Origin of the sequence: Nitratireductor sp. GCM10026969 (genome assembly GCF_042660605.1) — a bacterium.
In the GTDB taxonomy this organism is placed as follows: domain Bacteria; phylum Pseudomonadota; class Alphaproteobacteria; order Rhizobiales; family Rhizobiaceae; genus Chelativorans.
Map to the genome: position 1 here is coordinate 1 of NZ_JBHSUM010000045.1, position 21,499 is coordinate 21,499.

19 protein-coding genes are annotated in these 21,499 nt (G+C 65.0%); 10 read left to right on the top strand and 9 right to left on the bottom strand.

All coding sequences use genetic code 11. The features are described 5' to 3' along the window. From ACFP9U_RS11590 to ACFP9U_RS11605, 4 genes are all read right to left on the bottom strand, one after another. Positions 1-802: ABC transporter permease (locus ACFP9U_RS11590; protein WP_378621527.1), on the bottom strand; the 802-nt coding region annotated here is incomplete at its 3' end. Continuing rightward, positions 799-1,782, bottom strand: a complete 984-nt coding sequence (locus ACFP9U_RS11595) for an ABC transporter permease (protein WP_378621529.1) — start codon at positions 1,780-1,782, stop codon at positions 799-801. The genes ACFP9U_RS11595 and ACFP9U_RS11590, both read right to left, overlap by 4 nt. After that, on the bottom strand, positions 1,779-3,314 hold the full coding sequence (locus ACFP9U_RS11600) for a sugar ABC transporter ATP-binding protein (RefSeq protein WP_378621532.1): 1,536 nt from the start codon (positions 3,312-3,314) through the stop codon (positions 1,779-1,781). The genes ACFP9U_RS11595 and ACFP9U_RS11600 overlap by 4 nt, the downstream gene beginning before the upstream one ends. Then, entirely contained in the window at positions 3,311-4,177 is an 867-nt protein-coding gene (locus tag ACFP9U_RS11605; protein ID WP_378621533.1) for a sugar phosphate isomerase/epimerase family protein, read from the bottom strand. The genes ACFP9U_RS11600 and ACFP9U_RS11605 overlap by 4 nt, the downstream gene beginning before the upstream one ends. A gap of 253 nt (positions 4,178-4,430) precedes the next feature. On the opposite strand from ACFP9U_RS11605, the gene ACFP9U_RS11610 reads away from it, so the two are divergent. Then, complete coding sequence (locus ACFP9U_RS11610; protein WP_378621535.1) at positions 4,431-5,489, top strand: helix-turn-helix transcriptional regulator; 1,059 nt, start codon at positions 4,431-4,433, stop codon at positions 5,487-5,489. 133 nt (positions 5,490-5,622) lie between these two features. On the opposite strand, the gene ACFP9U_RS11615 is transcribed toward ACFP9U_RS11610, so the two are convergent. Further along, entirely contained in the window at positions 5,623-7,599 is a 1,977-nt protein-coding gene (locus ACFP9U_RS11615) for a BTAD domain-containing putative transcriptional regulator (protein ID WP_378621568.1), read from the bottom strand. 102 nt (positions 7,600-7,701) lie between these two features. Here ACFP9U_RS11615 and ACFP9U_RS11620 point away from each other — a divergent pair, with 102 nt between their 5' ends. The 3 genes from ACFP9U_RS11620 to ACFP9U_RS11630 all read left to right on the top strand — a co-directional run bounded on the left by ACFP9U_RS11620 (position 7,702) and on the right by ACFP9U_RS11630 (position 11,004). Next, positions 7,702-8,301, top strand: a complete 600-nt coding sequence (locus ACFP9U_RS11620) for a cupin domain-containing protein (protein ID WP_378621538.1) — start codon at positions 7,702-7,704, stop codon at positions 8,299-8,301. A gap of 124 nt (positions 8,302-8,425) precedes the next feature. Then, complete coding sequence (gene cysK / locus ACFP9U_RS11625; RefSeq protein ID WP_378621539.1) at positions 8,426-9,511, top strand: cysteine synthase A; 1,086 nt, start codon at positions 8,426-8,428, stop codon at positions 9,509-9,511. Positions 9,512-9,690: 179 nt separating this feature from the next. Beyond that, on the top strand, positions 9,691-11,004 hold the full coding sequence (locus ACFP9U_RS11630; RefSeq protein ID WP_378621541.1) for a pyridoxal phosphate-dependent decarboxylase family protein: 1,314 nt from the start codon (positions 9,691-9,693) through the stop codon (positions 11,002-11,004). A gap of 169 nt (positions 11,005-11,173) precedes the next feature. Here the strand turns inward: ACFP9U_RS11630 and ACFP9U_RS11635 are convergent, their stop codons facing one another. Further along, positions 11,174-12,466, bottom strand: coding sequence for an NCS2 family permease (locus ACFP9U_RS11635; RefSeq protein ID WP_378621542.1), 1,293 nt, complete (start codon positions 12,464-12,466; stop codon positions 11,174-11,176). A gap of 325 nt (positions 12,467-12,791) precedes the next feature. Beyond that, the gene (locus ACFP9U_RS11640; protein WP_378621544.1) at positions 12,792-13,706 is read right to left on the bottom strand and encodes a LysR family transcriptional regulator; all 915 of its coding nucleotides are present in this window, start codon (positions 13,704-13,706) and stop codon (positions 12,792-12,794) included. Between the two features lie 96 nt (positions 13,707-13,802). On the opposite strand from ACFP9U_RS11640, the gene ACFP9U_RS11645 reads away from it, so the two are divergent. The 6 genes from ACFP9U_RS11645 (at position 13,803) to ACFP9U_RS11670 (ending at position 19,539) form a co-directional block, all read left to right on the top strand. Next, a complete protein-coding gene (locus ACFP9U_RS11645; protein WP_378621545.1) occupies positions 13,803-14,765 on the top strand; it encodes a TAXI family TRAP transporter solute-binding subunit in 963 nt (320 codons plus the stop codon). Position 14,766: 1 nt separating this feature from the next. Then, complete coding sequence (locus tag ACFP9U_RS11650) at positions 14,767-16,626, top strand: TRAP transporter permease (protein WP_378621546.1); 1,860 nt, start codon at positions 14,767-14,769, stop codon at positions 16,624-16,626. Further along, positions 16,623-17,969, top strand: coding sequence for an acyclic terpene utilization AtuA family protein (locus tag ACFP9U_RS11655; protein ID WP_378621548.1), 1,347 nt, complete (start codon positions 16,623-16,625; stop codon positions 17,967-17,969). The genes ACFP9U_RS11650 and ACFP9U_RS11655 overlap by 4 nt, the downstream gene beginning before the upstream one ends. Positions 17,970-18,026: 57 nt before the next feature. After that, on the top strand, positions 18,027-18,356 hold the full coding sequence (locus ACFP9U_RS11660) for a hypothetical protein (RefSeq protein WP_378621550.1): 330 nt from the start codon (positions 18,027-18,029) through the stop codon (positions 18,354-18,356). A gap of 213 nt (positions 18,357-18,569) precedes the next feature. Next, on the top strand, positions 18,570-19,268 hold the full coding sequence (locus ACFP9U_RS11665) for a hypothetical protein (protein WP_378621551.1): 699 nt from the start codon (positions 18,570-18,572) through the stop codon (positions 19,266-19,268). Positions 19,269-19,323: 55 nt separating this feature from the next. Next, complete coding sequence (locus ACFP9U_RS11670) at positions 19,324-19,539, top strand: hypothetical protein (protein ID WP_378621553.1); 216 nt, start codon at positions 19,324-19,326, stop codon at positions 19,537-19,539. A 298-nt stretch (positions 19,540-19,837) separates the two neighbouring features. Here the strand turns inward: ACFP9U_RS11670 and ACFP9U_RS11675 are convergent, their stop codons facing one another. Further along, complete coding sequence (locus ACFP9U_RS11675) at positions 19,838-20,860, bottom strand: formate dehydrogenase subunit gamma (protein ID WP_378621554.1); 1,023 nt, start codon at positions 20,858-20,860, stop codon at positions 19,838-19,840. A gap of 41 nt (positions 20,861-20,901) precedes the next feature. Beyond that, positions 20,902-21,498, bottom strand: a complete 597-nt coding sequence (fdh3B, locus tag ACFP9U_RS11680; protein ID WP_322452447.1) for a formate dehydrogenase FDH3 subunit beta — start codon at positions 21,496-21,498, stop codon at positions 20,902-20,904. Between the last annotated feature and the right edge of the window lies 1 nt (position 21,499).

The following is a 21,499-nucleotide window of genomic DNA, read 5'->3' on the forward strand; positions in this document are numbered from 1 at the left end:
CCAGGACGGCGGCCGTGATCGCCTGCAATTCATAGCCGCGCCCGACGTCGGTGGAGACGCCTGCGAAGCCGCCGAGCAGGATGCCGGCCGTGACCGCCGACAGCGACGAGAGCACGAAGGCGATCACGCGCACGCGGGTGACCGGTATGCCGGCGAGCATGGCCGCGCGGGGATTGTCGCCGACGGCGTGGACGAGCCGCCCGTAGTTGGTGCGGTGCATGAGCCACCAGAGCGCACCGCCGAAGACGGCAAGGACGATCAGCGAGACCGGCAGGATGCTGACCACGGGCACGTCGAGAATATTGGTGCGGCCGAAATAGCGGAAGGTGTCCGGCAGGTAGCCGCGCGGTGCCCCACCCGACCAGACGAGCGCTACCCCCGCCAGCGTGATCATCATGCCCAGCGTGGCGATCAGCGAGGGCACTCTCAGGACTGAGACGACCAGTCCGTTGACAAGGCCGACCGCCAGGCCGACCGCATACATGAGGGCGATCACCCACCAGGTGGCGTCCGGATCGTTGTCGAGCAGCATGGACGAGCCGATCACCGTCAGGGTGATGGTGGAGCCGACGGAAAGGTCGAAGCCGCCCGAGACGATCACATAGACCTGGCCTGCGGCCAGGATGGCAAGCGGCGCGGCGCGCTTCAGGAAATTCATGTAGCCGACCGGCTGCACGAAATAGGGGTTGTAGACGATGAGGGCGACGATCAGCGCCACCAGCACGAACCAGATCGGATTGATCGCCGGCAGGCGCCGGCGGGGGCGGCTTTCCTGCCTCTTGCGCGCGGCCCCCTCGCTCATGCCGCGATCCTCTGCGAGCGGACGGAATAGAATCCGACGGCGGCGATGATGATGATGCCCCGCAGCACCTGCTTGGCGAAGGCGTCCATGCCGACGATGTTGAAGAGCGAATCGATCAGCGCGAAGATCAGCACGCCCGCCACCGTGCCCCATACCCCGCCGCGCCCGCCGGCCAGGATGGTGCCGCCGATGACGACGACGGCGATGGATTCCAGGTCGTACATACCCTCGCGGCCGATCCACGGCGCGCCCGAGCCCAGACGGCTCGCCAGATAGAGTCCGGCGAGTGCAGCGCAGAGCGAGCACACGACATGGGCGGCGATGGTCACGCGGGCCGTCTTGATGCCGGCAAAGCGGGCGGCGTCCCTGTTGCCGCCGACGGAATAGATGTTGGCGCCGAAGCGCGTGAAGCGCAGTACGAACCAGGAGAGCACGACCAGGGCTCCTAGGACGACGAGGCTGAAGGGCAAGCCGAAAAACGTGCCGTAGGCGAAGAACTGGAAGGTGCGTGGCACCGCGCCGGCGAAGTTGGAGACGAAAGCCGACAGGCAACCCTGGATGATGAGCGCCATGCCGAGGGTGGCGATCAGCGGGTTGACCTCGAGCTTGGCGACTACCAGGCCGTTGATCAGCCCGACGACAGCGCCGAGCGCCATAACCGCGGCGATGGCCGGCACGATCATGGCCGGCTCGCCGCCCATCACCACCGAGGCCAACACGGCGGACGCCGAAATCAGTGCCGCCACGGAGAGGTCGATGGATGCTGTCAGGATGACGAAGGTCTGGCCGATGGCGGTGATCGCCAGCGCGATGGAACGGCTGAGCACACCGACCAGATTTCCCGCGCTCAGATAGTGGGTCTGGCCAGTGGCGACGATGAGGACGACATAGATGACGACCGCCGCTGCCAGGATCGCCGCCGGAGCGACGGTCTCGAAGCGGATGCGCGGCCGGCGCGCGGGTGCGGCGGAAAGACTCATGCCGCGACCTCCAGGTGCCCGGTGGCATCCGCCATGATGGTAGCCTCGCTGACCCCGCGGTGGTGTTCCGCAACGATGCGGCCTTCGCGCATCACCAGGATCCGGTCGGACGCGCCCAGGACCTCGGGCAGGTCCGACGAGACCATCATGATCGCTGCACCGCCGCGCGCCAGCTCACGCATGAGATCGTAGATGCCGGCCTTGGCATTGACGTCGACACCGCGCGTCGGCTCGATGAAGATGAGCACCTTCGGGGCGAGCGACAGCCAGCGCGCGACCACCACCTTCTGCTGGTTGCCGCCGGAGAGGAGCTGGATCTCCTGGTCGTAATCGGCCGCGCGTACATCCAACTGGTCGAACAGCGCCTCCATCCCGGCAGTGGTGAGCGCGGCGGAGCCCTTGTGGGAGCCGAGCATCCCCGCGAACGCACGGGCGCTGACCATGCCGTTGTCGATCACCGGCTGCATTAGGAAAAGGCCTTCCGCCTTGCGGTCTCCCGGCACGAGGGTGAGGCCGGCGCGGATCGCCTCGCGCGGCCGCTTGAAACGCACTTCCTTGCCCGCCAGGGTTACCGTTCCGCGCGTAAAGGGATCGCGCCCGAACAGGGCCAGGGCGACCGCCGTTCGCCCGGCGCCCTGAATGCCGGCGAAACTGGTGATCTCGCCGGCCCGCAGATCGAAATCGATGTCGAAGAGCCGGTCATTGCCGCCGCCGCGCACCGTAAGGACGGGATCGCCGATCTCTTCCGGGGCGGCCGCCGGCGGATAGAAGTCGGCGAGCGCGCGGCCGACCATCGCGTTGATGATGCGCGAAGGCTCAGGCAGGTGATCGAATTCGGCGGCGACCTTGCCGTCCTTGAGCACGGTCACGGTGTCTGCAAGCCGTGTGACCTCGCGCATGCGGTGGGTGATGTAGACGACGGCCGTGCCACGCTGCTTCAGCCGCTCGATGATCGAGAAGAGCACCGCGCATTCGTTCTCGTCGAGCGCGGCCGTGGGCTCGTCCATGACCACCACGCGGGCCTCCAGCGAAACGGCCTTGGCGATCTCGACCATCTGCTGCTGGGCGATCCCGAGTTCGGAGACAAGGCTGCCCGGCTCGATGCCGTGGCCGCTGCCGAAGAGTGCCAGCGCTTCGCGCGTTTCGCGCCGCATGCGTGCGCGATCCATAATGCCGCGGCGCACCGGCTCGCGGCCCAGGAAGATGTTGTCGGCCACGGTGCGGTCCGGCAGCAAGGAAAACTCCTGATAGATCACGGAGATACCGGCGGCCAGCGATTCCACCGGATGGTTGAACGCCACCGCGCTGCCTTCGAGCAGGATCGACCCGCTGTCGGCTTGATAGACCCCGCTCAGGATCTTGATCAGCGTCGACTTGCCGGCGCCGTTCTCGCCGACCAGCGCGTGCACCTCGCCGCGCGCGCAGTGAAAGCCCACCCCGTCCAGCGCGCGTACGCCGGGGAAGGTCTTGACGATGCCGCGCATCTCCAGGATGGGTGCGGTGCTGCGGCTTTCCGGCACGGCTTCGCTCATGCGGTCGTCTCCGCTGCGGCCTTGCTCCAGCCCTCGCGCATGAATCGAAGGCCCTCCCGGAACAGCGTCTCGTGGTCGGGAAACAGGGGCCGCCAGACCCGCGTCGCCGCGGCGATGGCCGGCAGTCCGGCGCCGAAGGCTTCAAGTATCACCCAGCCGTCGAACCCCGCCGTCCGCGCCGCTCGGAAGATGGCCGGGAAATCGATGTGCCCGCGGCCCGGAATGCCGCGGTCGTTCTCGGAAATGTGGAGGACGCCCACGCTGTTGCCGAGTGTCGCGAGGGCGCGGCTCTGGTCCTGTTCCTCGATATTGGCATGAAACGTGTCGTACATGATCTTGAAGGCAGGGTGGCCGACGAGATCGATATAAGCCCGCGCCTGCTCCGCCGTGTTAAGAAAATGCGTCTCGAAACGGTTGAGGGGCTCGAGGCTCAGGATCATGCCGTGTCGTGCCGCGCGTTCGGCCATCGCGCGGTGGGCGTCCGCTCCGCGCGCCCATTCCGTCGCCGTCGGTCCTGCACCCGTGAAATGACCGATCGGCGCGTGGAACGGACCGCCGACGCTTTCGGCCCCGAGCGCGATGGCGCAGTCGAGCGCCCAGTCCAGATGCGCGATGCCGCGCCGGCGCACGTCCGGGTCGGCGCTGGTGGGGTCGGCATCGGGAGATGGGACGATCGAGGTGGTGGTCCGCCTCAGGCCGAGACGGTCCAGTTCGCCGCCCAGCCAGGCGTAATGGTCCGGATCGCCGCGCAGTACGCAGACCTCGACGCCGTCATAGCCGATCCGCTTGATAAGGCCGATCGTGTCGAGATGTTTCTCCTCGACGAAATCCGTCAGGCACAACAGGTTGATGCCAAAGGGCATCGATGCTCCTCCTCCCGATCGGGCGGCGGTCCGGCCGCTCATCCTACCGAGGCGCTTTGAAGCCTCTGGCGGATTTTGAACATCCGAAACCCAACGTATGCCGCGGCATTCCACGGCAGCGTTTCCTTCCTCTCCGCCGCGCAATCATTGACTTGCGCACACTCCGAACCGTAGGCTGGATGGTGCGCGACGCAATTCCGATCATTGGCGATTGGGATGCGGTCTGGCGTTCAACTGGATACGGCGGTAAATTTTGAACATTCTCGACGTTTCCGCATCGAATGCGTTCAGGCGCCAGCGGGCGCTCTCCCGCCCGGCCGTCTTCCGCGAGCCGGGAGCGCTTCTTTATGCCGGCAACTGCAACGACCTCCTTGAGGCCTCGCTGGCCGGCAAGGTTGTGCTCAATGCCTGGACAAGGCGGCGCTATCCCGGCAGGGATCTGGGCGAAGCCCTGCCGCAGGTCCTGTCCGTAGGAGGCTGGGATGCGACGGCGCCGCAGGACTGGGGTCTCAAGCTGCACTGCAACGAGGGGGTAAAGATCGCCTATGTGGCGCGCGGCTCCATGGCGCTGACACTGGACGGCGCGAAGCACGAATTGCACGCAGGGGACATGTTCGTCGTCCGTCCGTGGCAGTTGCATGCCTTCGGCGATCCGCATGTGGTGGCGAGCCATATCATCTGGGTGCTGTTCGACGTCGGGGTGCGCCGGCCGCACGAACAATGGTACTGGCCGGACTGGCTCGCCTGGTCCGAGCAGGACCGCAAGCGGCTGACCCTGCTTCTTTCGCGCAACGAGCAGCCCTTCTGCCGCGCCAGCCGCGAGGTGGCGCGCCTCTTCCGCAAGATCGACGATATCGTGCTGACGGGCGATATCGGCGGCCAGGAGAGCCTTCTCCGGCTGACCATCTCCATGATGCTCCTGCAATTCATGCAGCAACTCCAGTTGCAGGAGCCGGGCCTCGATTCGGAACTGACCAGTTCCAAGCGCACGGTGCAGATCTTCCTCAGCCGGCTCGAGCACGCGCTCGACGAGGACTGGACGCTCGAGAACATGGCGGCCGAATGCAATCTCTCGCGCACGCAGTTTTCCCAGCACTGCGTGGCGCTCACCAATATGTCGCCGGTGCGCTACCTCCAGTCGATCCGGCTGGAGGCGGCGCATCGCAAATTGGCTGCGGGCGGGGGCACCGTGACCCGGATCGCCCATGAATGCGGCTTCTCCTCGAGCCAGTATTTCGCCACCTGCTACCGGCGCCGCTTCGGAATTACGCCGATGGAAACAGCCCGCTTCCGCGGCACGGCCGTAAGGTAAGGCGGTTCACCGTCTTTGGTGTCGAAGGCATGATTGCGGTTGATCCAAAGACCCGTTACTTGCGAATGGCGGATCGGTGCTGTGCGCGACAAACAAAGGCCGGTGCGAATTCGTCCGACTGCACCCTCTGGAGCTAGCCCAAGCCGACCCGTTTTGCGGCTTTCTTGAAGAGAGCCTCGGCATCCGGAGAGAACCTGAAGGTGGCGAGGAAATCATCGATATTATAGCTCGGAAGGGTTTCCCGGATGGACCGCGCATAAGCCTGCCCCTCCTCCACCCGACCGGCCAATGCAAGGCAATGCGCAGCGATCGCCCGGATGATGATGTGGGCGTTTGGACGTGCTGCCGCCCTCAAGGCCCACTCTGCGGCATGATCGAACTCGCCCATGCGCACATGCGCCATCGCGCGTGCACCGAGCATGCCGAACAGCAATGGATCAAACGGGCTCAGGCTGCGGGAATGGTCAGACGCGCCGATGGCAGCACGTGGATCGCCTGATTGGGACTGGACGAACGAGAGCGCATAATGGCCGAGCGCGAAATTCGGACTAAGGTCCACGGCCTGTTCCAACTCGCCCAGAGATTCCTCATGTCGGCCGCGAAGCCAAAGGGCCCGCCCCATCGCCCAATGCGCCGCCGGGTCGTGCTCGTCCACTATCAGGCTGCGGCCGGCCGCATCGAATGCAAGGTCGGTCTCGCGCTGGCGGTCCGCCCAGTGCTGAAATGCGTTCTGCCAATGGGTAAAGGACAGGCCGGCATGGGCGCGGGCAAAGGTCGGATCCAGCCGCACGGCCGTCTCGAAAAAGCGCGCCGCCTGTTCGTTGTCGCCCTTGGTGAAGCGGTACATGTGCCACAGGCCGCGATGGTAAGCCTCCCATGCATTTAGGGAACTGGGCGGCTTGAGGATGGCGCGGTTTCTTTCGGCCATCTCGATTTCGTTGGCGATCGAGGAAACGATTCTGTTGCCGATTTCGTCGAGGACGAGGAAAGCATCGTCCGCCTTGCGATCGAAAACCTCCGCCCAGACGATCCTGGCCGTGCGCGCCTCGACCAACTCGATGGCGACGGTAAGGCGGCCCGCCTGCCGCCGCATCGTTCCGCCGGCGACATAGTCGACATTCAGCATCCGAGCGGCGTCCTCCGGCCCGATATTCCGTTCCGCCAGGGCGAAGACGGAGCCGCGTGCGATCACGAACAGGCTTCGGAGTTTGGCAAGGCGCGTGATGATATCCTGGGTAAGACCTTCGGCCGGTCCGCCGCGAATGCCATCCTCCGCCGGCTGATTGATGAAAGGCATCACGGCAAGTGAAGCGCGGGGAGACGAATGTGTGCCAACCTCGGCAGCGCCGACCACCAACGAAGGCACGGGAGTCGCCGGGGCGGCTCCGACGGGGCGTGATGCGCCCGCCCGCCCGTCGCGAATGATCCGCCATGCCTCCCGGATCGGCTCGAAGTCCAGCTCTTCGGATTTGAAGAGCCTTGCCGTGGCAGCAAGATGCTCCTCGCACTCGCCGATCTTGCCGTGCTCGCACAGAGCGCGCAGCAGCAGCACGTGCGCGCGCCCGTCATAGGGGGCAAGCTCTATCCACCTGTCCAGGAGAGGGAGGACCTCATCGCTACCGGCCGGGAGACATTTGACCAGATGTTCAAGCACAGCCGTATGGCAGGCCCTGAAACGACGCCTTTGCGCGACGAGCCAGCTGTCGAACTGAGGGCTGCGGTCGATCTCCAGTCCTTCCATGAAATCACCGGCGAAAAGGCCGGAAAGCATGCGCAGCCGCTCTTGATCGAGCTTTTCAATGCCTTCCTTCGCCGCAGTGGAAATCTCGACGGCATCCACGAAGCAATCGCCAAGATCGAGCGCGACCATGTCGCTCGACGTCACAACCCGGTTCCTTCCGGGCTCGTCGAGAATGCTTCGCAGCTTGCTCAGGCACCAGCGCAGCTCACCCCGCGGATCGTTCGGGACGTCCCAGAAAAGCTCGCATAGCCGGCTGCGGCCGACCGCACGCGGGGCAAGCGCCAGATAGGCAAAAAGCGCCCGCATCTTTCGCGATCCCGGAAGGTCCAGCGTGGTGCCGTTCCGGTCGAGGGTCAGCGGGCCGAGCATCCGGATCTGAACGCTGCCGGCGCCCAGCGTAGCGGATTCCACGCGCGTTTCCACGTCTCCTCCCACGATGGGCTCGTCACGCGCACCTTATCATGAAACGCGATGGGCAGCATCCCGGATCGAGCGGAGCATTCCCCGCCGCCCGGCGCTTCTGCGCCATGGAACGAACCGAACAAACAGACCGATAAAGAGGAGGATGAAATGAACCTGCGTTTTGCATGCCGCGCTTCTCTGCCGGCGCTTTGCAGCGTCGCGGCGCTGGGCGCGGTCCTCGCCGTATCGGCGCCCGCATCCGCCGACGACGACGCGCACCACGCGACCGTGACCGCGGACCAGGTGGCATGGAAGCCCGGCCCGCCCACCTTGCCGCACGGCGCCGAATTCGCGGTGCTTCATGGCAATCCGGCCGAGGAAGGCCAGTTCGTCCTCCGGCTGAAATTTCCCGCGAACTACAAAATACCGCCGCACCTGCATCCGAAGGAGGAGCATGTGACGGTGATTTCCGGCGCATTCGGCATGGGGACCGGAAAGGAGTTCGACCAGGAATCGGCACCGTTGCTCGAGCCAGGCAGCTTCGTGCGCATCCCCGTCGGCATGGCACATTACGCCTGGACGGATCGTGAGACCGTTGTCCAGCTCAACAGCATCGGCCCGTTCGGGGTGGAGTATGTAAACCCCGGGGACGACCCGCGAACAAACTAGGTCTATGATGCTCGGCTTGCCTGAAAAACCGGGCGCAGCCCCGATAGAGCGAGGTCGCCGTAACCGGCGGCCTCGCCGCACATCCCAGTGGAACAGGATTCGTAACAGACAAGGAATAGCTCTCATGTCCTTTCCAGCGACAATACGAACGACAGCGGGCCGCGGCCGTCTGTTCGACAGCATTCTCGATACGGTGGGCGACACGCCCGCGATCCGGATCAACAATCTCGGCGTGGACCACGCGAGCATCTATGTGAAGGCAGAGTTCTTCAATCCGGCCTCGTCCGTGAAGGACCGGCTGGCGCTCAACATCATCGAAGAGGCCGAGCGTAGCGGAGCCCTGAAGCCGGGACAGACCGTCGTCGAGGCGACCAGCGGCAATACCGGCATCGGCCTTGCCATGGTCTGCGCCCAGAAGGGCTATCCGCTCGTCGTGACCATGGCCGACAGCTTCTCGGTCGAGCGCCGCAAGCTCATGCGCATGCTGGGGGCCAAGGTGGTGCTGACGCCGCGGGCCGAGAAGGGCTTCGGCATGTACAGGAAGGCCGTCGAGCTGGCCGAGGCCAATGGCTGGTTCCTTGCGCGCCAGTTCGAGACGGAGGCCAATGCCGACATCCATGAATCGACGACGGCACGCGAGATCATCAACGATTTCGCGGGTTCCCGGCTCGACTGGTTCGTGACCGGCTATGGCACGGGCGGTACCGTCGCCGGCGTCGGACGGGTGTTGCGCAAGGAGCGCCCCGAGACGAAGATCGTGCTCAGCGAACCGGCCAATGCCCAGCTTATCGGCAGCGGCCATGCCCAGGAACGGGCGCCTGACGGCGCGCCGGCCGTCAGCCATCCGGCCTTCGAGCCGCATCCGATCCAGGGCTGGACGCCGGATTTCATCCCGCACGTCCTTCAGGAGGCGATCGACTCTCGCTTTTACGACGAGGTGATACCGGTCGCCGGCCCCGAGGGCATAAAATGGGCCAAGGCGCTCGCGCAGAAGGAAGGCATCTTCACCGGCATCTCCGGCGGCGCAACCTTCGCCGCAGCGCGGCAGGTTGCGGAGCGGGCGCCCTCGGGCTCCGTCATTCTGTGCATGCTGCCCGACACCGGCGAGCGCTATCTGACCACGCCGCTCTTCGAGACGATCGAAGCGGATATGGATGAAGAGGAGCTCGCCCTCTCGCGCTCCACGCCGGGCTTTCAGTTCGCCGCTTGATAGACGGTAGGGAGGCAGCCGTGAACAATGTGGAGAACGCCCGGGATGTGGCGGAAGAAACGCTCGACCCGGGCGACTGGAGTGACGTGCAGGCCCTCTCGCACCGCATCGTCGATGATTCCATCGCCTATCTGCGTGATATCGGCAGACGGCCCGTATGGCAGGAGATGCCTCCGGAAGTGAAGACCTTCTTCGAGGCTTCCCTTCCGCGGTCGCCCGCGCCGCTGGCCGAAGTCTACCGCGAGGTGGCGGAGAATGTGATGCCCTATCCGATGGGCAATATTCATCCGCGCTTCTGGTCCTGGTACATGGGCGCGGGCAACTTCACCGGGGCGCTGGCGGATTTCCTGGCGGCGGTCCAGGGCTCCAATCTCGGCGGCGGCAACCATGCCGCTGCCCTTTTGGACGGCCAGGTGGTGAACTGGTGCAAGCAGATGATGGGCTTTCCGGCATCGGCCAGCGGTACCCTGGCCAGTGGCGGCTCAATGTCCAACCTCATCGCACTGACGGTGGCTCGGAACGTCAAGGCAGGCGTCGACGTGCGGGACGTTGGTGTCGCCGCCATCGACAAGCCACTGCGCTTCTATGGGTCGGATCAGGTTCACAGCTGCCATCGCAAGGCCATGGAAGCGCTGGGACTGGGGAACCGGGCCCTGCGGCGGATCTCGACCGACCGAGACCTGCGGATCGAAATACCCGCCCTGAAGAGGGCGATTGCTGAGGATCGCGCCGGTGGGTTCCACCCGGCGTGCGTGATCGCGACGGCTGGCACGGTAAACACGGGCGCCATCGACGATCTTCAGGTCCTGCCCCGGCTGGCGGCGGAAGAGGACCTCTGGCTCCACGTCGACGGCTGCATCGGCGCGCTTATGGCCATTGCGCCAAAGAACGGACACCGAGTCGCCGGTATCGAGCATGCCGATTCCATCGCGCTCGATCCCCACAAATGGCTGCACGCTCCCTTCGAGGTCGGCTGCGTCCTGATACGGGACGCTTCGGCTCACCGAGACACCTTTGCAGTGACACCTGAATATCTGGAATCGGCGCCGCGCGGCCTGGCGTCCGCTGCATGGCTGCACGAATACGGCCTGCAGACCACCCGCGGCTTCCGGGCCTTAAAGGTCTGGATGGCGCTGAAGGAGCACGGCGTGGAGAAGTTCGGCCGACTGATCGACCAGAACATTGCCCAAGCTGCTTTTCTCAGCCGGTTGATCAGAAACGAACCTCTTCTTGAACTGGTCGCGCCGACGAGCATCAACATCGTGTGCTTTCGCTTCCGCCCGCAGGGAGTGGACGGCGAGTCTCTGAAGGCGCTCAATATAGAGATCATGTTGCGCCTGCAGGAGCTGGGTACGGCGGCGCTCTCCGACACGACGGTGCATGGCGAGCACTGCCTGAGGGCTGCCATCGACAATCATCGAACGCGCCGCGAGGACCTAAGGCTCCTTGTTGGCGAAACAGTGCGGCTCGGGCGCCACATCTCCGGTGCGTAGTCCTCCGGTTCAGCAGGCCGGGCCGGGGAGGGGCATTCAACTGCTCAATCCGCACGTTCGCACTTGGCGCTGGCCGCCCGGCGGCATCGTTTGGATTCAGAGAGCCGCCGCGATGACATCGATAGAGACCCGCACCGCCTTCTCAACGGTGCCGGGTTTTGACCTTTCCCTATTCCGAGAAGAACATGAATTTCACGATGAACAGCGCCGCCACGATCCACGTCGCCGGATGCACCTCGCGCCAGCGGCCGGTGAGCGCCTTCAGAACGGCATAGCTGATGAAGCCGAAGGCGAGGCCGTTGGCGATGGAGTAGGTAAAGGGCATCATGATGGCCGTCAGCACCGCCGGCACCGACTCGGTCATCTCCTCCCATTTCACCTTCGTGATCTCGCGCATCATTAGCGCTGCCACGTAGAGGAGCGCGGGCGCGGTGGCGTAGGCCGGCACCGAGCCGGCAAGCGGCGAGAACATCAGTGCGGCGATGAAGAGAGCCGCGACGACCAGCGCCGTCAGCCCCGTGCGGCCGCCCGCCTGCACGCCCGAAGCGCTTTCCACATAGGCAGTGGTGCTGCTTGTGCCGAGAGCCGAGCCGGCGATAATCGCCGTGCTGTCGGCCATCAGGGCGCGGCCAAGACGGTTCGGCCTGTCCGGGTTCATCAGACCGGCCCGCTTGGCGACGCCGATCAGCGTGCCGGTGGCGTCGAACACCTCGACGAGCACGAAGACCAGGACGACGTGCAGGAGACCGCCATGCAGCGCCCCCCAGATGTCGAGCTGCAGAAAGGTCGGCAAAATGCTGGGCGGCATGGAGACGACGCCCCGGAACTCGTTGATGCCGAGCAGCATGGAAAGCGCGGTGATGACCACGATGCCGATCAGGATCGCCCCACGCACCCTATAGGCGTCGAGGGCGGCAATGATGAAGAAGCCGAGGATCGCGAGCAGCGGGCCGGTCTCCGAAAGCTCGCCGAGCGTAACGAACGTCGCTTCCGAGGCGACGACGATCTCGGAGCTTTTCAGCGCGATGATCGCCAGAAACATGCCGATGCCCGCGACGATACCGCAGCGCATGGATTGCGGAATGCCTTCGATCAACCAGCGGCGTATGCCGGTGACGGTGAGGATCAGGAAAATTACGCCGGAGATGAACACTGCGCCCAGCGCTTGCTGCCAGGTGAACCCCATGGTGCCGACGACGGTGAAGGCGAAGAAGGCATTAAGTCCCATGCCGGGGGCCATGCCGATGGGCCAATTGGCCAACAGCGCCATGACCAGGGTGCCAAGCGCCGCGGCAAGGCAGGTCGCCACGAATACGGCACCATGATCCATACCCGTCGTCGACAAGATGGCTGGATTGACGAAGATGATGTACGACATGGTCAGGAACGTCGTCACACCCGCGACGACCTCTGTGCGCACGGACGTTTCGAGCGCATCAAGCCCGAAGAATTTCTTGAGCATTTCTCCTCCCATATCGGGTGCTCAGCACCACCCGGCGTAATCCCAGGTATCAGTCAAATCCAGAACGAAACCTCATTCTGGGCCTCCTCCATAATAGGCGATGGGAGGCTAAGGAGCCCTGGTGCTGACGGCAAGCGGCCCCTTACGGAAGCAGTTTCAAAAAATACTAGAACTCGAATGAGCTTGTGGCGGATGGCGCGATATGAGCCGATCTTGCTGGATCGCGTATGCCCGACGACGTCGTCGGTGATATTGCCTACCCCTCCCACGTGTGGCCCCGAACCGGCGCCGCAGCCATAACCGCCCACAGGTCCCGGGCCGCCGCTCAACCCGTTTGCTCGGCGATGCCGGACTTGCGTACATGGTCTAGGAACGCACGCGCCGGTGGAGACAACGAACGCCCTGATCGCCGCACCAGCCCGATGCGGCGGCGGGCGCCGAAATCCGGGATCGGCCGCTGGATCAGCGCCTCGGTCCTCAACACCGGCAGGGTGAGTGTCGGCAGTGCCGTGATGCCCAGCCCCTCGGCCACCAGCGCGCCGGCCGTGGCGAGATGCGCCACCTCGAAGCGCGGCGCAAGCGTATGGCCGATGCGCAGACAGGCGCCGTCGATCAATTCGCGCACGCTGGTACCCTGCGCCATGGCGATAAAGGGCATCCCGACCAGTTCCACCCAGCGATAGGGCCGATCCTCCGACAGCGGTCCGCCCGGCGAGCCGACGGCGACGAAAGCGTCGTCCATCAGCGGTTGGAAAGCAAGGCGGCTGCGCGCCGATACCGTGCCCGCGGTAAAGCCTATGTCGGCAGCCCCCGTCTCGACCGCCTCGAGCACGCTGCCCGAAAGTGCGTCGACGATACGCAGGTCGATGTCCGGATATTCGGCGGTGAAGCTGCGCAACAGCCCCGGCAGAAGGCCCGCTGTGACCGATGGCAGCCCCGCAATCGTCAGCCGCCCGTTGCGCGCCGAAAGATGCGCGTCGAACTCGGCCATCACATCCTCGGCGGTATTTACCATGCGCTCGGCCACGCGGCCGAACGCACGGCCGGAAGCGGTCGGCACCACGTTGCGCGTGTCACGGTCGAAAAGGCGCGTGCCGAGCCGTGCCTCGAGCGCCGAGATCTGCCGTGAAACGGCCGAGGGTGAGAGCCCGAGTTCGTCCGACGCCGTCCGAAAGGACCCTTTGCGCAGCAGCACGAGAACCGCGTGGAAATCACTCAGTGTGGGATTATTGCGATCCATTCATGAATAATGCATCAATTCGCACTTCTGGCAACAAATGTCTTGAGCCATGCTGCTGCCGCGATCCCGGCTTCGGGACCTCAAGGGAGGACATCAATGAAACACGCCATTTGCGCCCTTCTGGGGGCCACCACGCTTGCCATGCCCGCTCTGGCGCAGGACACGGAACTTCTGATCGGCTCGACCTCGGCCTCGTCCAGCCACTACGGCTATTTCGTCGCCGTCGGCCAGCTTATCAACGAAAATGCGGAGGGTCTCAGCGCCTCGGTGGTCGAAACAGGGGCCACGATGGACAACATCCGCCGCATGGCGCGCGGACAGGTCGATCTCGGCCTTGTGACCACCAACACGGTCCAGCACGCGGTCACCGGCACCAACGCCTTCGACGGCAATCCGCAGGATCTGCGCCTGCTTTGGGTCTACACGAACGCGCCGCAGAATGTCGTGGTGCGCGAGGATGCCGGTGTCGATAGCCTCGAGGGGCTGGAAGGCGTGCGCTTCAATCCCGGCATCAAGGGCTCCAGCACAGAGGCTACGACGGAGGCGGTCTTCGAGACACTTGGCCTGACGGCCGATTTCGTGCGCGGCTCCACCACCGATATCGTGGGCGCGATCAAGGATAACCGTGTCGCGGGCTATGTGAAATCGGGCGCCGGGCAGAAGCTCGACGGCTCGACCATGGATATCGCCACCTCGGTCGATATCGATGTGCTCGGGCTGACGGACGAGCAGGTCCAGACCTTGCGCGAAGAGATGCCCGACATCTCGGTCGTGGAAATCCCCGAGGGGGCGGCCGAGGGCATCCCAGCCTATTCCACATGGAGCTTCGGTGTCGGCGTCGCCGCGCCTGCCTCGATGGATGAGGAAACCGCATACCAGATCGTCAGCGCCATCATGGCCGACGAGAGCGCGCAGGCCAACGCCATGGCCAGCCTTAAGGGAGCCGATCTGGCGCAGATGACGCTCGACTACGGAACCATACCGCTGCACCCGGGCGCTGCGCGCTGGTTCGAGGAACAGGGGTTGGAAATTCCCGCCAAGCTGCAGCCCGGCGGCTGACATGCCCCTGGTGCGGGTCCAGAGCGCGCTGGCGATCCTCGTCGGAGCCTTTGTTTTCTATACCGCGGCCACGGGCCCCTTCGAGGGATTGATCCAGCGTGCGATCTTTCTCGCGCTGGTGACCGCATTGGGATTCGCGCTCTATCCGCTGGGCGCCGGGAAGCCCTGGCGTCCGCTCGGACTTGCCATCGACCTTGCGCTCTACGCGGTGACGCTGGCGGCCTGCGGCTACGTGGTTTGGTACTACGACGCGATCATGACCTCGCTGCCCTGGGCCACCACGCTCGACAAGGCACTGACCGCGGGACTGGTGCTGGCGGTGCTCGAACTCGGGCGACGCACCGTCGGCGTAATCTTTCCGGTGCTGGTGGTGCTGGGGCTCGGCTATGCGCTGTTCGGCAATCTGCTGCCCGGCGCGTTGGGGCATCGCGGTTTCGACAGTGCTTTCGTGACCGAAACGATCTTTCTGGGCGATCTCGGCATCTGGGGCATGCTTACCGGCGTTGCCGCCACGGTGATTGCTGCCTTCGTGCTGTTCGGCGCGCTGCTTTTGCATTCGGGCGGCGGCCAGGCGTTCATGGACCTTGCCATGCGGCTTGGCGGACGCCAGCCCGGCGGCGCGGCCAAGATCGCCACCATCGCCAGTGGAATGTTCGGGATGATCTCGGGCTCGGCCGTCGCCAATGTCGCAACGACCGGCAATTTCACCATCCCGATGATGGTCCGCCTCGGCTATCCGCGTCCCTTCGCGGCGGCCGTCGAGGCCGTGGCCTCGACCGGCGGGCAGATCGCGCCGCCGATCATGGGGGCCGCCGCCTTCGTCATGGCCGAGATCCTGGGCGTGCCGTACCTGACCATCATCACCGGCGCGGTGCTGCCTGCGGTGCTGTTCTACGTCTCGGTCTTCGTCACCGTGCATTTCGTCGCCCTGCGCAGGGGCCTTGCCATCGTGCCGGAGGAAGAGTTGCCCGCCTGGGGCACCATCGCCGCGCCCCGCCGGATGCTGCCGATCCTTGCCGCGCTGGGCGGCCTGGGTGTCGGCATCTGGCTGGGGCGCTCGATCGCCACTTCGGCCTTCTACGGCATCGTCGGACTGCTCATCGCCTTCGTCGTTACGCAGGCCGGGCGGATTCGGCCGCGCGACATGGTGAAACGGATCGTCAACGGGCTCGAGGACGCGGGCAAGGGCATGGTCATTATCGGCGTGCTGCTCGCCGGCGCGCAGGTTCTCGTCTCCATGATCAACCTGACCGGCATCGGGGTCACCCTTTCCTCGCTGATCGTGACGCTTGCGGGCGACTCGGTCGTGCTGGTGGCGCTGATCGTCGGTGCCGTCTGTCTCATCATGGGGATGGGCCTGCCGACGACCGCCGCTTATGTGCTGGTGGCCGCGGTTCTGGCGCCCGCGATGACCGCCGTCGGGGTCGATCCACTCGCGGCGCATCTCTTCGTCTTCTACTTTGCCACGATCTCGGTCATCACCCCGCCGGTTTGTGTCGCGGTTTTCGTCGGCTCGGGCATCGCCAATACCAACTGGCTTCCTGCCGCGGGCGAAGCGGTGCGACTGGGGGCAGTGACCTATCTTGTGCCCTTCCTGCTGCTCATCTATCCGGGAATGACCTTGCGCGGCAGTGGCCTGGACATCGTCGAGGCCGTAGCCGCGGGCTTTGCCCTGGTGCTCGCCGTGCCGGCGCTTCTGTCGGGCGCACCGCTCATCGGGCGGCGGGCGCTCGATACGGTCCTTCTTATCGCGGTCATCGCCCTGGCGATCTGGCCGCATCCCGTCACCCCGTTCATCGCATTGGCGATTTTTCTGGGTGCGCGCGCTATGGGGCGCACCCGGCGAAAGGCACTGGCATGAGCATCGTGCGGATCGGTGCGGGTGCGGGGTTCCAGGGCGATCGGATCGCCCCCGCCGTCGACCTCGCAGAGCGGGGCGAGCTCGATTTCCTGGTCTTCGAGTGCCTCGCTGAGCGAACCGTTGCGCTGGCCCAACAAGCGCGGCTGGCCGACCCGGGGGCCGGCTATGACCCCTTGCTGGACCGGCGGATGCGGGCAGTGCTGCCCGCCTGTGCGAAAAACGGCACGCGCATCGTCACCAATATGGGGGCCGCCAATCCCCGCGCCGCCGCTGAACACACCCGCGCCATCGCCCGTGAATTGGGGCTGTCGCTGTGCGTGGCGGCGGTCACGGGCGACGATGTGCTCGACCGTATCCAGGGCTACGTTCTGGACGAGACCGGCGCGCCCGCCAGCGCGCTCGGCGAGCGGCTGGTTTCGGCCAACGCCTATATCGGCGTTCCAGGCATCGTCGATGCATTGGACGCGGGCGCCGACGTGGTGATCTGCGGGCGTGCCTCGGACCCCGCGCTGTTCCTCGCGCCTCTTGTGCACCGCTTCGGCTGGGCGATGGATGACTGGGTGCGGTTGGGACGCGGAACGCTGGTCGGCCACCTGCTGGAATGCGCCGCACAGGTGACGGGCGGATATTTCGCGGATCCCGGGTTCAAGGACGTGCCCGACCTTGCCCATATCGGCTTTCCCCTGGCCGAGGTTGCCGAAGACGGAAACGCGATCATCACCAAGCTTCCACGGACGGGGGGTATGGTCACCCGCGCCACCTGTACCGAGCAGTTACTCTACGAAATCCACGATCCCGCCTGCTACCTGCAACCTGACGTCATCGCTGATTTCTCGGGCGTTTCACTTGAGGAGATCGGCCCCGACCGGGTTGCCGTCTCGGGTGCTTCCGGAATGGCAGCAACCGGACAGCTCAAGGTTTCGGTCGGGTATCGCGACAGCTGGCGCGGCGAGGGACAGATTTCTTACGCAGGCGCCAATTGCGTGGCCCGCGGACGGCTCGGGCTCGCATTGCTGCGCGAGCGTCTTGCCGATTGCGCTGCATCGATCAGCGAGGATCGCGCCGACTTGATCGGTCTGGATTCGATCCTGCCGAGACCTCGTGCGGGAACCTGGGAGCCGCCCGAGGTCCGCCTGCGCTATGCCGCGCGCTGCGCGGACGAAGCTACGGCTCAACGCGTGGGCGAGGAAGTCGAGAGCCTTTACCTTTGCGGTCCGGCCGGTGGCGGCGGGGTAACCCGTTCCGTGCGCGAAATCCTGGCTATCGCTTCGACCCTGATTCCCGCCGCGGAGGTGGCGGTGCGTGCTGAGGTTCTGGAGGAGGCCACTGCATATCTGCGCTGAATTTACACGGGCCGGTTCCTAGGGCCCGCTATTCACGGTCAAGGCGAGGATTGTCCCATGAAGCTGCACGAAATCGCCCATGCCCGTACCGGCGACAAGGGCGATATCTCGAATATCTCGGTTATCGCCTATCGTCCCGAGGATTGGCCGCTGATCGAGCGTGAGGTGACGGCGGAGCGTGTTGCCGCACATGTCGGGCATGTGGATGCCTGCGAGGTCACGCGCTTTGCGCTGCCGCAACTGCAGGCGTTGAACTTCGTCCTGAAAGGCAACCTTCGGGGTGGCGTCACGCGGTCGCTCGCGCTCGACGGGCACGGCAAGTGCATTGGCTCGGTCGTCTTGGAGATGGAGATCGCCGGTCAGCCCCGCGGGGTGGAACGACGCTGACAACCTTGGTGCTTTTCAGCCTCTTGCAGGTGAGGGATGGTCCTTCGGACTGACGGTATACCCTCAACGCACCTGCTTGGTGGCTTACCATTCATCCCCTACCATATCAGCCGGGTGCGCCTTTCATTTTGCTGTCGTTCAGGCACACTTTGGGCTACTGTAGTCGGGCGGCGGAACGGGAGATTTTTTAGGAAGGAGATCAATGCGATGAGAATGATTGTTCTCACGGGAATCTTCGCCCTGGCAGCGTCGACTGCGCTCGCACAGACAGATGCCACGCCGGAACCGGCTGCCCCGGAGGAAGAAGCTCCCGCATCCGCAACGCCGGAGACCACCGCACCGGCTGACCCGACGGCTTCGCAACAGGCCGAGGCCGGACAACCTGCCAATCTCTGCCGGGAACTCCTCGCCTTTGTGCAGGAGAACCCACCGGAGCCCGATGCCCCGGCTGACGCCCCCGCCGCTGCGGCCGCAACGGATGAGTCTGCTGGAACGGGCGAGGATTCTTCGCCGGCCTCGGGCGAGGCCGTGCCGCCGGAACCTGCCTCCGAGGGCGGTTCAGCGCAGGAGGCTACCGGGCAAAGCGGCCCGGCCCATGAGGCGCCTGAACCCAGTAGCGAGGACTCGGCGGAAGGCGATGTGGAAAATGCGCCCCAGACCTCCAGCCTGAGCGCACCGGTGCCCACGGAGGCCGTCGAAGCGGGGGAGAACATGCCGCTGAATCTCGACAGGGCCGAGCAACTTGCCGAAGCCAACGACATTGAGGCTTGCCGGGATGCGGCCAGGAAGCTCAGGCTTGCCGGCGCTCCCATGCCGGCGCCATTGCTCGCGCTGACGGCGCTTGATCTGCAATATCAAATGCAGGCGAACGAGGCGGAATCTCCGTCGCAGCAAACGCAGCCGCAGCAATGATCGGCTGTCCGGCCCGGGCGGGGCGCTTCGAGGAAGAGAAAAAGGGAGAAGCCGGATGGGTATGATATTGACGGGAATTGTCGTCGCCATCGCAATCGCGATCGGCGCCGGCTATTTCATGACTTCGGAACAGACGCCGTCATGGGAGGCCTACAGCACGCCCAGCACACGGGTGGGCGACCCCGGCCATAATCTCGTGGGCAGCGCCTGGACGGGAGAGCCCGACAGTGGCGTCGTCGCCTCAGCGGAGCCGGAGGAGCCGTCTTCCTGATCGCGCCGTCTGTGCGCGCCAGGGCCCCTCTCTCGCAAATTCTACGGATTAGCTGCGCTAAGCCCAAGAACTTCCTTTCTCCCCCGCCAAGGGGGAGAAAAAGGCTGCGCCGGCCTTGCAGCAAGTCACCGGAAGTGATGATCGGCAAAGGCGCTTGTGCCTGCGCCTATCCCCCCGTTGGCGGGGGAGGGCGCGCTCTTTTGTGCCGTAATGCTCAACAGATTCTCGTCTGCCCCGGCACCACCGCAGCCCGGCCGGTGCCGGTGCACGGCGAATGGTTTCACCGCCGGGTGACTTGCTATTCGGCCGGTGTCGGCGGCGCGGACGGCTGAGACGGCTCGGTCCTGGCGCCCTGTTTTTCCACCCAGACGCTGTGGTGCTCCTTGGCCCAGTTGAGGTCGACGGTGCCGGAGCCCATCGCCTCGTAGGCGCCTTCCATGCCGAGGGTACCGATATAGATGTGGGCGATGATGACGGCCACCATCAGCACCCCGACCGTGGCGTGGATCGTCTGTGCCAGCTGCATCCCGTTCACATCGGCGTAGGAGAACGGGAACAGCATGAATATCCCCGAAACGGAAAGGGCGATGCCACCGATGATCACTGACCAGAAAATGAGCTTCTGGCCCGCGTTGAACCGGGTAGCCGGCGGGTGCGTCCGGTTGGTCTTGTCGAACATACCGCCGCCGACCTTGAGCCAATGGGCATCGTAGCGGTCGGGAAGATTGTCCCAGACCCACAGGACCGCCATGACGACAATGCCGAGCATGAACGCCCAGGAGAAGAAGTCGTGGGCATATTTCGACCACTGGGACCACGCGGAGAAGGCGTCGGGTCCGATCAGCGGCATCAGCAGACGCTTGCCGAAGATGAAGTTCAAGCCGGTGATGGCGAGGATGATGAAGGCGGTCGCGGTGATCCAGTGGGTCAGGCGTTCTAGGGCGTTGAAGCGCAGGATCTTGACGCCCGCTTCCGGAGACCGCAAGCGAATGCGGCCTCTGACAAAATAGAACAGCGCGAGCAGGAGGAGCATCCCGAGCACGGCGATGCCGCCGATCCAGGGCAGGGCGCCTTCGTGATAATCACGGAAGCCCCGCCCCTGAGGCTGTTCCAGCGTCCCGGCGTTGGCGTCGGGTATGGACACGCGACCCTGGATCTTGTTCAGTTCCTGGAGGAGTTGCTGCTCGTTCACCGACTGGGCGGTGGGATTGCTCCCGGACGGGCCCTCCTGGGCTGCTGCCGGAGCGACGAGCAGACCGAAAGCCAGAACGATCACGGCGAGAGCCGGCCCGATCGGCCCAAAACGCTTCAAGACCTGCATTTCTCCACCCTCCCTTGGGTCTCTGCGGGGTCGGTCCTTCGTTAGACCGTGATCGTTTCCTGGTAGGCCGTCTGCCAGCCCCATGCGCCCGAGCCGTAGCCGCGCTGCGTGACCCGCTCCTTGTAGATCGCGGCGATGATCTCGCCGTCGCCGGCGAGAAGCGACTTGGTGGAGCACATTTCGGCGCAAAGCGGCAGCTTGCCCTCGGCCAGCCGATTGGCGCCGTATTTGGCGTACTCGACCTCGGTGGAATCGGCTTCCGGGCCACCGGCGCAGAATGTGCACTTGTCCATCTTGCCGCGCGAGCCGAAATTGCCGGTGCGTGGATATTGCGGCGCGCCGAACGGGCAGGCGTAGAAGCAGTAGCCGCACCCGATGCACAGATCCTTGGAGTGCAGCACCACCGCGTCGGCCGTCGTGTAGAAGCAGTCGACCGGGCACACCGCCGCGCAGGGCGCGTCGGTGCAGTGCATGCAGGCCATGGAGACCGAGCGCTCGCCCGGCTTGCCGTCGTTGATGGTGACGACGCGGCGGCGGTTGATGCCCCACGGCACGTCGTGCTCGTTCTTGCAGGCGGTGACGCAGGCGTTGCATTCGATGCAGCGGTCGGCGTCACAAAGGAATTTCATTCGGGCCATT

What these genes read in the sequence shown, in the direction of transcription:
- ACFP9U_RS11595 (WP_378621529.1), bottom strand. Translation starts at nt 1,782, where the DNA reads ATGAGTCTTTCCGCCGCACCCGCGCGCCGGCCGCGCATCCGCTTCGAG.
- ACFP9U_RS11600 (WP_378621532.1), bottom strand. Translation starts at nt 3,314, where the DNA reads ATGAGCGAAGCCGTGCCGGAAAGCCGCAGCACCGCACCCATCCTGGAG.
- ACFP9U_RS11605 (WP_378621533.1), bottom strand. Translation starts at nt 4,177, where the DNA reads ATGCCCTTTGGCATCAACCTGTTGTGCCTGACGGATTTCGTCGAGGAG.
- ACFP9U_RS11615 (WP_378621568.1), bottom strand. Translation starts at nt 7,599, where the DNA reads ATGCTCGGCCCGCTGACCCTCGACCGGAACGGCACCACGCTGGACCTT.
- ACFP9U_RS11620 (WP_378621538.1), top strand. Translation starts at nt 7,702, where the DNA reads ATGGGCAGCATCCCGGATCGAGCGGAGCATTCCCCGCCGCCCGGCGCT.
- cysK (WP_378621539.1), top strand. Translation starts at nt 8,426, where the DNA reads ATGTCCTTTCCAGCGACAATACGAACGACAGCGGGCCGCGGCCGTCTG.
- ACFP9U_RS11635 (WP_378621542.1), bottom strand. Translation starts at nt 12,466, where the DNA reads ATGCTCAAGAAATTCTTCGGGCTTGATGCGCTCGAAACGTCCGTGCGC.
- ACFP9U_RS11640 (WP_378621544.1), bottom strand. Translation starts at nt 13,706, where the DNA reads ATGGATCGCAATAATCCCACACTGAGTGATTTCCACGCGGTTCTCGTG.
- ACFP9U_RS11645 (WP_378621545.1), top strand. Translation starts at nt 13,803, where the DNA reads ATGAAACACGCCATTTGCGCCCTTCTGGGGGCCACCACGCTTGCCATG.
- ACFP9U_RS11650 (WP_378621546.1), top strand. Translation starts at nt 14,767, where the DNA reads ATGCCCCTGGTGCGGGTCCAGAGCGCGCTGGCGATCCTCGTCGGAGCC.
- ACFP9U_RS11655 (WP_378621548.1), top strand. Translation starts at nt 16,623, where the DNA reads ATGAGCATCGTGCGGATCGGTGCGGGTGCGGGGTTCCAGGGCGATCGG.
- ACFP9U_RS11660 (WP_378621550.1), top strand. Translation starts at nt 18,027, where the DNA reads ATGAAGCTGCACGAAATCGCCCATGCCCGTACCGGCGACAAGGGCGAT.
- ACFP9U_RS11665 (WP_378621551.1), top strand. Translation starts at nt 18,570, where the DNA reads ATGATTGTTCTCACGGGAATCTTCGCCCTGGCAGCGTCGACTGCGCTC.
- ACFP9U_RS11670 (WP_378621553.1), top strand. Translation starts at nt 19,324, where the DNA reads ATGGGTATGATATTGACGGGAATTGTCGTCGCCATCGCAATCGCGATC.
- ACFP9U_RS11675 (WP_378621554.1), bottom strand. Translation starts at nt 20,860, where the DNA reads ATGCAGGTCTTGAAGCGTTTTGGGCCGATCGGGCCGGCTCTCGCCGTG.
- fdh3B (WP_322452447.1), bottom strand. Translation starts at nt 21,498, where the DNA reads ATGGCCCGAATGAAATTCCTTTGTGACGCCGACCGCTGCATCGAATGC.